General features: G+C 30.7%; 14 protein-coding genes and 1 pseudogene. All 15 read right to left on the bottom strand.

The genetic code is table 11. The features are described from left to right. Position 1: 1 nt before the first annotated feature. Positions 2-979, bottom strand: coding sequence for a glycosyltransferase family 2 protein (locus DWW68_RS12895; protein WP_021952665.1), 978 nt, complete (start codon positions 977-979; stop codon positions 2-4). After that, entirely contained in the window at positions 964-2,088 is a 1,125-nt protein-coding gene (locus tag DWW68_RS12890; RefSeq protein WP_021952664.1) for a polysaccharide pyruvyl transferase family protein, read from the bottom strand. Before DWW68_RS12890 ends, DWW68_RS12895 begins: the two co-directional genes overlap by 16 nt. A 12-nt stretch (positions 2,089-2,100) precedes the next feature. Continuing rightward, on the bottom strand, positions 2,101-3,120 hold the full coding sequence (locus tag DWW68_RS12885) for a glycosyltransferase (protein ID WP_021952663.1): 1,020 nt from the start codon (positions 3,118-3,120) through the stop codon (positions 2,101-2,103). 35 nt (positions 3,121-3,155) lie between these two features. Continuing rightward, positions 3,156-4,208, bottom strand: coding sequence for a polysaccharide pyruvyl transferase family protein (locus DWW68_RS12880; RefSeq protein WP_021952662.1), 1,053 nt, complete (start codon positions 4,206-4,208; stop codon positions 3,156-3,158). A 1-nt stretch (position 4,209) separates the two neighbouring features. Then, positions 4,210-5,328: a glycosyltransferase gene (locus DWW68_RS12875; protein ID WP_021952661.1), complete on the bottom strand. Its 1,119-nt coding sequence runs from the start codon at positions 5,326-5,328 to the stop codon at positions 4,210-4,212. Then, positions 5,328-6,371, bottom strand: coding sequence for an acyltransferase family protein (locus DWW68_RS12870; protein ID WP_021952660.1), 1,044 nt, complete (start codon positions 6,369-6,371; stop codon positions 5,328-5,330). The genes DWW68_RS12875 and DWW68_RS12870 overlap by 1 nt, the downstream gene beginning before the upstream one ends. Then, positions 6,358-7,566: a glycosyltransferase family 4 protein gene (locus DWW68_RS12865; RefSeq protein ID WP_021952659.1), complete on the bottom strand. Its 1,209-nt coding sequence runs from the start codon at positions 7,564-7,566 to the stop codon at positions 6,358-6,360. Before DWW68_RS12865 ends, DWW68_RS12870 begins: the two co-directional genes overlap by 14 nt. A gap of 24 nt (positions 7,567-7,590) precedes the next feature. After that, on the bottom strand, positions 7,591-8,601 hold the full coding sequence (locus DWW68_RS12860) for a glycosyltransferase family 2 protein (protein WP_021952658.1): 1,011 nt from the start codon (positions 8,599-8,601) through the stop codon (positions 7,591-7,593). A gap of 12 nt (positions 8,602-8,613) precedes the next feature. Beyond that, positions 8,614-9,696 (bottom strand): glycosyltransferase family 4 protein, encoded by a 1,083-nt coding sequence (locus DWW68_RS12855; RefSeq protein ID WP_021952657.1) that lies wholly within the window; start codon positions 9,694-9,696, stop codon positions 8,614-8,616. Positions 9,697-9,720: 24 nt separating this feature from the next. Next, the gene (locus DWW68_RS12850) at positions 9,721-10,869 is read right to left on the bottom strand and encodes a glycosyltransferase family 2 protein (protein WP_158576916.1); all 1,149 of its coding nucleotides are present in this window, start codon (positions 10,867-10,869) and stop codon (positions 9,721-9,723) included. Then, positions 10,862-11,998, bottom strand: a complete 1,137-nt coding sequence (locus DWW68_RS12845; RefSeq protein WP_021952655.1) for a hypothetical protein — start codon at positions 11,996-11,998, stop codon at positions 10,862-10,864. Before DWW68_RS12845 ends, DWW68_RS12850 begins: the two co-directional genes overlap by 8 nt. 10 nt (positions 11,999-12,008) lie before the next feature. Further along, positions 12,009-12,983: an acyltransferase gene (locus DWW68_RS12840; RefSeq protein ID WP_118590252.1), complete on the bottom strand. Its 975-nt coding sequence runs from the start codon at positions 12,981-12,983 to the stop codon at positions 12,009-12,011. 1 nt (position 12,984) lies between these two features. Further along, on the bottom strand, positions 12,985-13,473 hold the full coding sequence (locus DWW68_RS13865; RefSeq protein WP_118590249.1) for an acyltransferase: 489 nt from the start codon (positions 13,471-13,473) through the stop codon (positions 12,985-12,987). Positions 13,474-13,726: 253 nt separating this feature from the next. Next, the gene (locus DWW68_RS12830) at positions 13,727-14,122 is read right to left on the bottom strand and encodes a hypothetical protein (RefSeq protein ID WP_118595022.1); all 396 of its coding nucleotides are present in this window, start codon (positions 14,120-14,122) and stop codon (positions 13,727-13,729) included. Between the two features lie 132 nt (positions 14,123-14,254). After that, positions 14,255-14,482, bottom strand: a pseudogene (locus DWW68_RS13540) (hypothetical protein); the annotation flags it as partial.

Below are 14,482 nucleotides of genomic sequence, written 5' to 3'. Positions count from 1 at the left end.
ATCAAATACTTCCTTTTAATTTATGTAAAAAGTCATAAAATTTTTTCAAACATTTATTTTTACCCACACAATATCGCACATTGTCCTTAAACGAAAATAACTTGTTTTTCTTTAATATTTCTTTAGTATTCTCTAGTTCATCCCGAAGTCCATGGTTCATAGAAAAAATATATCTTTTCTTTACATCCCACATTTCAATACTATGAATTATTTTTTTCTTGTTATCTGAATCCATCCTAATATTCTTTACAGATTCAATTCTATTCTCTGTAAATTTTTTTTGTAAAAATAACTGTTTATGAACATCCTCTGTATGGGACACTGAGTTCTTTCTCATAACATAATCCATTAAAGGTTCATCCACAACATAACTTCCACTTGCAAAAGCAACCGGCAAGACAACTTGCAAGTTCTGACCATACTTTGACAGAAATATGTCTCTATTTTCTATATTTTTACTAAAATCCTCTGTTCGCATCATACAACATCCCGCCCAACTATACGCATGCTCATATATGATTGCATTAAACAATCCATTATTTTTTATATAATCAATATCATTTCTAAAAACTGTTCGTTTTCCACTATCAATATTAAAAAAATATCCATTATTAATGACTATACCGACATTGCTATTTTCATCAAAAACTTTTACTTTTTTACTTACATTATCAGGATATAATATATCATCTATATCAAACAATTGAAAAAACTCACCTGTCATAATCTTCAATCCCTGATTAACTGCCGCCGCTGCCCCCTGATTTTCCTGTAACATATATTTAAATGTATATCCTCTTTTTTCTATATCACCCTTATAACTCCAAATTTTTTCTTCACTATCATCTGTAGAACCATCATTTATTATAATTATTTCTATATCATTATAGTTCTGTTCCAAAATGCTCTTAATACACCTATCAATATATTCACTTCCATTAAAACACGGAATAATAATTGAAACTAATCCTTTTTGCATTGCTTATTTAATACCTTTCTTAAATATTTTCTTGATTTTTCTATTTCATCGTTTACCTTCTCCTCATTGTATTGTGTGTCAAAAAGTTCTGCTTCATTATCTATATCAATATTTTCTATTACTCTGTTATCAATTCCAAACAATTTCTTTATTGTATTCATTCTTGAATTCATAGCGACCTCACCATTCATTAATTTTCTTTCAAAAATTGCAACAGGTGTTTTCAAATTATATGAAAAAATTGTTCCATGAAACGAGTCAGTACATAATAATCTACAGTTATCAATTAGATATATGAACTCTGCAGGATCTGTACCGTATTCTTTTTTATATTTCGGGTTATTTAACCAAATGACAGGCAAATTATATCTTAACGATATAATTTTAATTTTTTTATTTAACTCTTCGGATTCTACTCCCAGTAAATACACCAATATATATTCTCTTTTATTTAACCATTTAGGTTTTTGGGCTATTTTTCTCCATTCATCTCCGTTCAATAAAAGTGTCGGATCAACAACCACCGAGGCTTTTTTACCTATTAATTCTTCTACAATTTCAGCTCCCCTTTGTTCCCTGACAGATATGTTTGGAATTTCTTCTAGCCATTTTTTATATGTAGAAATTTTATTATTTGGGATTTTATCAACTCCAAAACTTGCCGCATATGAAATTCGCTTTGATTTTGTAGCGAAATCCATAAATTCAATATGAGAATTAAATAGATAATACGGATTCCAAATTTGGTCACTACCTGCCACAAAGAAATCATATTCATCATCTATATTCTCAGGTACATATATATCTGAAATTGGAGTGTGATATTGTGATATATATCTCTTTGTAAATTTATCAAATTTTTTTCTTCTATACCAATTATTAAACTCAACATTATTTGAAAATGGCATAATATAATAAAGAGTAGAAATGATTTTTTTTATTGATAATTTCAACTTTGTAACTATTTTATATTCATCTTCCGCTCTTGTTAAATTTTGTACAGTATCAACCGTTAAACCTTGTTTTTTTAATTCTTCTTGTAATGCGAAATTCTGAAGTCTGTTTCCAAAATTTTGACCACCTGTTATTGTTAATATTATTGCTTTCATCTGTTACACCTTTTATTTACCATCATATCTTTGAATTTTAATCCATACTCTCATGCAAAATACAAAAATGCCATAACTTTTCAAAAACAAAGAGATTTTTGCAATCCTATGTACCATCTGTGGTTTTTTTACATTTTTAATTGCCTTCTTTATCAATTCTTCTTCATAAATTTTTTTTAAACTTTCTTTTGCTGTCTTAAACCCCTTATAATTTTCTTTTGTAATATCGTAAGTCGGACCAATTAGTTCATATGCAATTGCAGAATAAATTTCCCTATAACATTCGTTATACATATCCATTTTTTTATACTGCTCTATGCAACAACAATATTTCGTATATGATGCTTGCCAACGATATTGCACATCTACAACTTTAGTTAATGAATTTTTAACTTCCTGATAATAATAATACAAATTATTATGTACAATGCTAACCTTTGTCACATATTCCAGATATTTTATGTTAAATATGAAATCCTCCGCAAATGATATTTTATCATCAAACCTTATATTATTCTTCATTATGATTTCAGATAAATATAATTTATTCCACAATGCTCCAAAATAAACGCTATACAAATATTTCGACATTATTTTTAAATATTCATTTCTTGTTTTCAATCCATTGGTATTACCAAATGGTGACGGTCCATCTTTTTCTTCGTTGTCAAAATAGTTTACAAAGCCACAAACTGACAATTCACATTTTTTAATACCATCATATAACTTTTGTATCATGTTAATATCAATATAATCATCACTATCTACAAAACACATATATTTTCCCTTAGCTATATATATACCATTATTTCTTGCCTGTGAAACGCCACCATTTTTCTGATTAATAACAACTATTCTATTGTCTGCCTCAGCAAACTTTTCTAATATTTTCTTTGTATTATCCGTTGAACCATCATTAACCACAATAATTTGTAAGTTATTATAAGACTGCTTTACTATGCTATTTAAACATCTATCCATATACTTTTCCGCATTATATGCAGGTATTATTACACTAATCAAATCGTCCATAATTAATATTCCTATTCCCTATTTTTTAAACATTATTATATACTAGAATCCTGCAATACGTCCCTTATGTATTTCATCATCTTATCCTGTTCCTTTTTCAATATTTTCATAGTTTCTGTATAATCTACTTTATCAGTCGTAAAATCATTACAACCACTTACAAACTGATCGATTAATCCGAACCTTTTAAGAACATATTCCAATCTTGTGTTCATATCGTTTTTATCCTGGTATCTATTCAACGCGACAAAATCCTTACGATATATTACACTAAATGCAATTGCGTGAAAAGAATTTGTAATGACAAATTGTGCATTTTTTATAAGCCATATAAACTCTCCTGGTCCAATTTTATAGAGTCGGTTTGATTCATCATGGATATCTATAATTTCTATCTTCTTTTCTTGTGCTATTTTATTAATTATCTCCTCATTGTCTAAATTATCATCCCCTAACATACATTTTATAATATATCTATCCGCAACTCCCTTTACCGGTTTCGATACTCTGTCCCATTCCTCACTGTCTAACATAAAAACAGGATCTAAATTAACATCCACTTGCACATCACATAACCCCTCTATAATGTCTTTCCCACTCTCTTCTCTTACCGTAATTTTATTGAATCCACACAAGCCATTTCGATAATAATCTCCCTTTTCTTTAGGAATTCCATCTAATCCAAAACTTGGAGATATAGTTGCCCTCTTTTTTTTCTCCGCAAATCTCAAAAACATATCATCTGATATAACATCCGGATGCCAAACCTGATCACTTCCAACTATAAACATATCGTATAAATCATTTAAGTCACTCGTATTAGAAATGTTTTTTGCATTCATGTTTTTTTGAAACTTCAAAAAAGACAAATACCTTTCTATCCTATTATTTTTAAATATCCTTGAATATATTTTTTTAGCAAAATTTTCTAGTTTATTATTATATTTAAAGATTTCCTCATAGCATGGTAGCACTAGCGTTGTAGGAACCACACCGCACTTCTTCAAAATCTGTTCTACTGCATAATTTTGAAGTCTGTTTCCGTAATTATTTAAATCAAATATAGTTACTATTCCAACTTTTCTCATATTATTCCTCAAATATCTTTTCAAATTGTTTTATGCATGTATTCACATTAAAAAAGTCTTTTCTCTCTAATGCCATGCTTTTATATTTTTTTAACAGATTTTTGTCTGTTACCAATGTTTCAATGCCATTTTGCAAACCCTTGTTTGAATTTTCAACAATCATTCCATATTTTCCGTTGTCAAGTAATTCCAATGGTCCTGTACAAGCCGTACTTAATACAGGAGTTCCTACCACCAAACTCTCTGCAACAACTAAACAATATGACTCATGAATTGAAGAACATATAAGCAAATCTGCATTTTTTATATATGGGTATGGATTTTCTTTAAAACCCAATAATTTTATTTTATCCTTCAATCCATACTCATCTATTTTGTTTTTTATAATGCTTTCTTCTGGTCCCTCACCAATAATATTTAAGTTAAATTTGACTCCTTTTTCATACAGACTTTTAGTTACATCAATCAACCGAACAAATGCCTTCTGTGGCATAAATCTTCCGATTGCAAGAATATTAAATCCTTCATCGTATGATTCCACCTCTTCTTCTTTTTTAATTTCTATATCTTCTATGTCTATAGGATTATAAATATATGTTACTTTATTCTCAAAACCATATTTTTCAATAAACTTTTGTGCACAGTCTTTTGATACTCCAATAATTTTATCAAATGGAGAAAAAAACTCCCTAACTTTTGAAGTTGAAAAATGAGTCGCCGTTGATTCATCCAGTGTTACATCCATATGTTCCCAAAGTATCTTCTTCGATTTTTTGTTTGTTGAACCACCAATTAACGTTGCCGCCCAAGAATCTCCACAGGCAATTTCAACATCATATTTTCTGTGGACAAACAATCTGTACATTAATTTTCTTGGCATTCTGTCACAAACAACTCTTATCAAATGATTATATACCGGATGCTTTCTTGCATCTATAAATGTATTTGAAACCACTTTTATTTGTGAATTTAGTAATGAGGTGTAATAACCTCCTGGGAATCTTCTCATTACAGTAACATCATATTTATCATAATCCATATGATTGACAAAATCTAATACTACCTTATCCAATCCCCCTTTGTTTAACGAATCTAAATAAAATAAAATTTTCTTTTTCATTAATTAATAACCATTCTTTTCTTAACTATTTTCTTAACATATTTATATATAAATACATATATTAATATTGCAATATTAGTTGCAACATGTAACATTATTAAGCATAAATAATTTGCTCCATATTGATATGTATAAAAAGGTATAACGTCAAAAACAAAGACAAGTAAAATATCTGTCACCTTGTATAATATTGGTTGTGCCAAATAAAATAGCAAACTATTCTGACCTATATAATTAACCAACTTAATATGAACAAAAGAACACAAAATTATAATTCCTATAGATATAAAAAATGCAGCAATGACCATAAGTGGTAATATTCCATAAGTGGCACTATGAATATCTATAGATTTTTTAATTATCATCGAATTGCAGAATCCTAAAATACTACCAACAAAAATCAACACGATTGAAACTATAATTTTAATTATTACACTCTTACTTATTATCTTATTTATACCATTTCTACTTGCATAACCTAAAGATACGAATGTACATGTTACAGGAAGTAAATCTATTTCCCAAGGCAGTCTCAAATTAACGAAACATTGGTACGACATACCAATTGCACATAACAATATTATTAATATCCCTTTCTTCATGTTGCTATCAAATACCTTATATAACCAATATAATGCTAATTCCGTCATAAATAATGCTGGCAAAAACCAATATATGGGATCAAACATCCTTGATGTCAATCGCCAATTAACAATTATTTTAAACGGAATCATATAAATATGGTCGTCTACAGCAGATATTCCTATACTTCTACATGCTGATTGAAATACAACATTTACGCAAACCGCCATCAACCATGGCACTAAAAACGCTTTAGCTTTTCGTTTTACAAATTTTACAAATTTATATTTTTTTATATCTAACGTAACACCTGAAAGAATAAAAAACAATGGCATATGAAAGCTATATATCCATATCTGCAATCCTCTCGGACAATTATAATGACCTATTCCTACTAATATTATTGCCAATGCTTTTGCTACATCTATCCATTCAATTCTCTTTGTATTATCGCTTAACATCGTTTTTTATCCTTTTACTAAATTCATTATAGTAATTTATCTTATCATACTCTTCTCTCATCGTAACCTCTGTACATGCTTCTTTAACAAAACTCTCTCTTTTTTTATCATTTATGAACATATCATTCATCGCATTATACAAATTTTCTACAACATTTTTTTGTTTATCCACTATAATTGCAGTTTTGTTACTAAGCACCTCTACCAATCCACCTGAATTTGTAGCTATAATAGGTACTTTCATTGCCATTCCCTCAAGAGCTACAACCCCAAAAGGTTCTTCCCACATAGACGGAATAACCAATACATCCCCTAAAGTATATATTGCCGGCATATCTTCCGGAAAGACATATCCTGTAAAAACAATTCTGTCTTCATAACCTCTTGATTCCTCAATTAACTTTTTAAAATATTCATCTTTTGCAATTAGATTATACCAACGACTTCCAACTACTACCAATTTAGCATTTTTATTTTCTTTAGCAATCCTTTTAAAAGCTCTTACTAATTCCAATATTCCCTTCTCCGGACAAACTCTTCCTGTATATAAGTAAACAAAATCGTCACTATTTAATCCGTATTCATTTTTTAGTTCCTCAGTGTTATATTTCCGATTTACATTAAATACGTTTAAATCAATGCAATTATATAACACTTTCATTTTTTCATTAGGTGCAACACTGTTAAAGTGATTTTCAATATATTTACTTACAGGTAAAATAGTCTCTGCTTTGTCAGCGATAAATCGACACAAATATTCCGGCTTTGTTGTTCCATCTATGTCATTATGCATATGATAAATCATATGCTCTTTTCCATTTTCAGCATGTTTATATATATCTTCAAAAGCCTGCATATTATTTTCAATTAGTATTTTATCATAATTATCTCTAAATACCTTTAACAATGCCCTGTTATATGGTATAAATCTGTATTTTCTTTTTAAAGCCTTTAGAAACATATTTCTAAACTTGCAAAAAAACCAATTCCATTTTGTAATATGAATTTGTATTATTTCTGCATTTTTATATTTGATAGAATCAAGCTTAGGAGATTCTATTGTATATATGTCCATATAATACTCTCCTGCCACTTCGTTTCCATTAATAATCTCTGTCGTTAAAACTTCTCCTGCTCCACCATCCACAGCTGGAACAGGCACAAACCCTGCCGAAATTACTGCCATTCGTTTCATAACTTGTTTCCTTTACAATTACTTTTACTTTTTAAACATTTTTCGTTTAATATCTCCCAATTTTACATATAGATAAAAATATTTCATATTTCCCTTTTCTATGCTTTTGTATAATTCTCGCAAATATTTTCCATTGTCCCTATCTGAATATAATTCACCTTTATTAGGACATCTATCTATAGTTTCTTTTATTAATTGTTTCTTCTCTTTTGCATTTAACTCTGCGTTCCATATAATATTTTTTATAATTGCATCAGCTAAATAGTGCAAGACAACCATATTGAATACTTTTCCTTGTGCCTCGCCTACATCAATATCATGTACTCTTTCTACAAAATACTCCACACCATTCAATCTTGCCAAATTTGAATTATGTAGCAGGCTTGTACTTCTTTGTAAGTACTCATATCCAACATAATCTATATAGGTAATCTTATTCCAATATTTTAACAACTCCATATTGTAAATCAGGTCTTCTCTGTCAATGACTTTTGCATCACCTAATACACCTGACTTGTCTAAAATCGATTTACGATATAACTTATTCCATGCGTACCCAAAGGACATTTCACAAATAGCTCTATATAAATGTTCTGTCATTTCATTATGGCTATATATCTTATTATCCCAGCTACACACTTCTAATATATTTCCATCTTCAGATACTTTTTCATATCCAAAGATAACAACATCTGACTTATCTCTTTCTATTGCATCAACACACTTTTTCACTGTGTCTTCTTTTACACAATCGTCGCTATCAATATACATAACATACTCTCCGGTTGCCACCTCATACCCTGAATTTCTTGCAGATGCGAGACCTCCGTTATTTTTATGTACCACTTGTATCCTTGAATCCTCCTTAGACAGTTCATCGCATATTCTTCCACTACTATCTTTTGAACCATCGTCTACAAGTATTATTTCAAGATTTCTATATGTCTGATTTTGAACTGACTGTACACTTTTCTTTAAATACTTTTCAACATTGTATATCGGTAAAACAACCGACACTTTATCCTTATATTCCATTAATTTTCTCTCTTATATCTGTTCTATTAATTCCATCCACTGCTCACTTATTTTATCAATATTAAACTTTTCTGTCCCCACCATAGAATTGTCCGAGAATTTTTTTCTTATATCTTGATTTTCTATCAACTGGTTTATTTTTTCTGCCATTTGTTCTATATCAAAACAATCTAAAAGATAACCATTTATGTCATCCAATATTATTTCACTTGGGCCTGCCGGACATCTAAAACTGACACACGGCAAACCTTCTTTTTTTGCTTCGGTTAATACCAATCCAAATCCTTCAGTTCTAGATGTTAATACAAATATTGCAGATTTCCTATAATATTCTTCTATATTGCTAACATTCCCTTTCAAAATTAGGTTCTCTGTTAAATTATTTTTTTCTATTTTTTCTTCCAGTCTTTTTCTTTCTTCGCCTTCACCGCATACTACCCATCTCCAATCATTATGCTTCTTTAGCACAATTTTTGCAACATCAATCAGCATATCAAACCCTTTGTTATAATTTAGCGTACCCGCACTTATTATTATCTTGCTTTTCATATTATAGCAAATATCTTCACCATTCCCAATTTCAATCGGGTTATATATACGTCGCAAAATTCCTTTAACATTAACCTCTCTTTCATAATTTTTTCTATCTTCCTCTGTCAATACAACAATTGCATCCGCTTTTTTTGCCGCCCATTTTCTTGTAATTTTTCGATATCCCACATATGGATTGACGTAAAAACTAAACTGCTCCCAGGATATTAACTTACATTTCACTCCTCTTAATGCCGGTATAGAATACAAATCCAATATTCCATCAATATCTATCAGAACATCTATATTGTTACTTTTCACAAACTTTCTAAGCCTGTGAACATATGTAAGTATCCTTTTTCCACTGGTAACTTTTTCAAATAAAGTATATCTCTTAATTTTATCATTTAATGTATAAAACAACTTATCGTTGTTTTCCCATAAGCTTAAAAAGCATATATTAAATTTCTTATTCTTTACTAACTGATTAGCAATAACGGTACTAACTCTTTCCGTGCCACCGCTTCTGGTTATATCACCGGAAAAAAAACATATTTTCTTCATTTGAAGTAACTACCTTCCTAAACTTTATACAATAAAACTAGCTAATTTCCACAACTTATAGTTTCTGGTTTCGAATGCTCTCTCAATATCTTTGTCAATTGTTCTTCCCTTTGCCTTATAATGCTCCGGTCTGATGTTTTCAAGCATTTGACATGCCAGATTAAATGTACATTCTATCACTTCATCAGACATTAATGAAATTCTTCTATAAAGTAATGTAGACATATGACCTTTAACCAAATCATATTGTATTTCATCATTTTGCAATCCGATATCTCTCGCATCCTCTAATACCTGTTCCATAACCCAATAATGGTCTATACACTTATTACTATGCCTTGCCTTTGCTGTTATACCATTTGGATTTAACCTATACGCATACACAACATCCGATGTAACCACCATTTTCTTGCACATTCTGTATAAGACCATACATACAATAGTATCTTCAAACCATACATTTAGCGGAAATCTTAATTGATTAAACATTTCTCTTTTATATATTTTTGCCCACGGAAATCCCGGTGCTTTCAATATATTTTCTGTTGATGTAACTGTTGTATCTTGAAATTTGCTATAATTAAAAGTATTAGTATTTTCTAAAAAACTATAGTAACTTCCCTGTACAATGTCAGCTCCGAATTCTCTTATTTTTCCCATCATACCTTCTATGCAATTCCCAACTAACATATCATCGGAATCAAGGAACATTATATATTTCCCAACGCTTGCATCTATACCTGTATTTCTTGCCCCTGAAAATCCTTTATTTTCCTGATTAATCAAAACTATCTTTTCCGACTTTATACCGGTTACGATTTCTTTTGTTTTATCACTTGAACCGTCATTGACTATTATAAGTTCGTAGTCAACACTTGTTTGCTGATTTATTACTGAATTGATGCATTCTCTTATTGTTTTCTCCGCATTATATGCCGGAACAATTATAGACAAATCTTTACTACATTCCTTATTTGTATACGTAGTTTTCATATCAGGTCTCTTACTGCAACTATCCATCAGTTTATATGCTTCATCAATAGTCATGCTGCTTTTACTCTTGCAAAAAAGTCTTGCCATATAATAATATGCCAACAACATACAATAACTAATGTTAGATATAGCCTTTGCCAACTTAACATTTTTCAATTTTCTATAAAATGTGTTATACATACGTTGCTTCATCTCTCACCATTCCCTTCGCTGTTGCACTATTTTGCACTCTATTTTGGTATACTAATAATTGGAATACCGGAAATGTGGTAGCCTCATGTCTAACCCAGGAGCCAAAATCCGGTTCGAAAACTACCGATCCAAAGAAATATGCCACAAAGCATGACAACGCCACAACCACCTTTTTATCCATTGCCTTAATGTTAGCAAGTGCCTTAAATAAATACATTAAAATAAATATCTGATAAATAAAAAATGGAGCATATCCAGGGCTTTTTAGCAGAAGTTCTATTGGAATCATCATCCTAAATGCATTAATTACATAATCAATCATAAAAACACCAAGATTTCCATTAACCTCTATAGGGTTATAAATTGCCGAAGCTGCTCCACCAGCCTCTCTTATCGTTCCCGTAGAATTATCTCTAATATTTAATGCCTCATAGTAATCATCATATGACACTAAACTACTAGCATAAAAGAACACAAATACTCCTATAAAGCACATAAGCACCGTTGCAAATATAATAAATTTTGTTATTCTTCTTCTCTTCTGAAGCCATAAGAATATAAAGTATAGTAAGACACTCATTGCCGCCATTATTATATAGTATGACCTAAATGATGTACTTTCCCAATAATATACTAATGCACACCCTAATATCTTTAACAATGTATTTTTTACAGGGCTATTAATAATTATATAAATAACAAAAAAATATAAAATCTGTATCATTTCTTTATTAATACAAAAAACATAAATATTTAAAACTCCCGTTGCCATAAGGGTAAACAATGATTGTTTAAAGTCCATCTCCTTAGTTTTTGACACAATAATCATAATGGCAATAGTCATAATCAATCCATAAAATGTTGAAAATTGATTTATAGTAGTAAAATGGAATATATTGATTGTTCTATGGAAATCTACTGCCGTTTGATATCCTGTCCATCCACTTGTTGCCTTATCACCATTTACTAACATATCTATCATTCTGTAACTATCAAAAAAATATCTCATTGGTAGAAAATACATATATATAATTTTTGCCAATATAGCGGTAGGTACTATTAAAAGCATGGTAGTATCTCTGTTTTGTTGTCTTATTTTTAAAATTTTCTGTTCCATATATTAATCTCTATCTTATCACTATTTTCTCTATTTTTTTTAATATAACTGCAGCTAATATAGTACATATTACAATCATACAACTATCTATTACCAAATTAATTTTTCCAAACATATAAAAAGGAAGTTGCATAAACATCATGTGTACCATATACACTTCCATTGTATATCCATCCATGGTCTTAATTAATCTATAGTTTAGATATTCCTTAAACATTTGATATACATACTTTATAGCAATTATTATCCATATACCTAATACGACCTGTGTATATAATACAATTATATAATCATATATACATGAATCACCTATTACCACCTTACTCACAAGTCTAATTCCCACAGCTATCAGCATCGTTACAGACCATCTTAATGCACTTTTCCTACTTATATTCCTTATTATATTAGGTAATATATAGTACCCTAAAGCATAGGTCCCTACATAAAACACATACAATGCTATGAACCGTATTCCTATTAATCCTGCTACTAACTGTATTAAAATAAATATAGTAGTTACTACTTCTTTTATGCGTCTATTCCAATCTTTAGTTTTCTGTAAAAACGGAGTGATAAGATAACAAATCATTATTATTGTTAAAAACCACAACTGTCCTGCCCCTGAAATACTAACGCCAAACGCCTGCAAGTTTAATGCATACATTACATACGCCTTAGGACTAACTTGTATTCCTTCAAAATACAAAGCAACAAAAACCACTACCACTACAATATACAGTGGCACAAATATTCTAGTCATTCTTTTTTTATACCACGATGCCAGTTCGCCTTTATTAATTTGTTTCTGCCCCAGCAAATATCCGGATATCATAAAAAACACAAATACACCTACGTTAAAAAACTGAGCTGTCTGTGCTATTATTGGATTTCCAAGTATTTGCACGTAATGACATAAAAAAATCATAATACATGATACGATTCTAACCAATGCAATGGAATAATCAAACTCTCTCTTCTGCTCCATCTTATTCTCCCTGCATCCTTATGTTAATCCCACTACCACAGGTAGCGATGGCACACTCCGGCACATCCCTATCAACTACACAACCGGCTCCTATCACTGCATTATCTCCTATAGTCACGCCTTTTAATATCACCACATTACTTCCTATCCACACATGTTTTCCTATATGCACAGGTGCCACTGTATATCCCTGACTCTTTATAGTATCCTCCGAACTTCTAAACCTGTGGTTATGGTCATATACATGGCTATTCTCTCCAAAAATCGTTCCGTCCCCTATTGTAACTTCCTGCAAACTGTTTATCGAACAATTATTATTAAAAAAGCACCTTTCACCTATGCTGATATTACCGTCTCCTTCCACCATAGCATGAAAGCCATTTCTGAAAGTGGTCTTCCTTCCAAAAGAAATCTTATTTCCGCTCAATACTCTATATCCCACCTTCTTAATCATCGCTTTCACGTGATAATACAGTTTTAATAATTTCATTGTTACCTTCAATCTCCTGTTTGTATACTGTTAAAATACATTGTTTAACAATTCGCTTCAAATTACATATATCATCTTATTTTATCAAAAAAAAGCTTTTTTTACAACAAAATACAATATAACATAAATTATATCCATTAGAACATTTGTCTGTACTCACAAATTGTTTATCTTGCTATTAAACCTATATACACAAAAAAGCCGGACAGCCTTTTCATGATTGACTATCCGACTTTTCTCTCTTATTTTCTTATTACGCTGTCTGCCTCTCGGCAAGTTGTCTTTTTAATTCTTCTATTTCTTTTTCATATTTGTCTAATCGGTTCTGCTTTTCATCCAGCTCTTTCTGCATTATCTTACGTTCAGCTTCTCTTCCTCGTGCTTCTCCTCTCGCTTCCCCTCGTGCCTCACCTAATGCTTCCCCACTCATTCTTGCGTCATTCATCATGTCATCAATTGCCTTACACATATCCTGTCTCTCCTCCTTCTCTTCAACCTTTATGTTAATGTTTGCACATTCCCTGATTACCACCATGGCATCCCTTTCCATGTTTGAATATATGTTATGTTTTTCATTTAAAAGACTGTTCATCTTTTCCTTATCCCCTGATGCTTTCATAAATTCTATTATGTATCTAAAATCCGACATAAACTTCTCTGAATTGTTAATCTCATGGGGATCTATGAGATTAATCCTGTAGTCCGGAATTAATTTTAATATTTCATTACCTTTGTGTTACACCTTAAAAGCCGGATTCCCCTTTGACCATCCGACTTCTTATTACGCTGTCTGCCTCTCGGCAAGCTGCTTCTTTAATTCCTCTATTTCTTTTTCATATTTATCTAACCGAATCTGCTTTTCGTCCAGTTGGTTCTGCTTTTCGTCCAGCTGGTTCTGCTTTTCATCCAACTCTTTCTGCATTATTTTACGTTCAACTTCTCTCCCTCGTGCCTCACCTAATGCTTCCCCACTCATTCTTGCATCCCTCATCATGTCATCAATTGCCTT

The organism is Eubacterium sp. AF16-48, assembly GCF_003479405.1.
GTDB classification, from domain to species: domain Bacteria; phylum Bacillota; class Clostridia; order Lachnospirales; family Lachnospiraceae; genus Eubacterium_G; species Eubacterium_G segne.
This window is presented reverse-complemented; position numbering and strand designations above follow the sequence as displayed.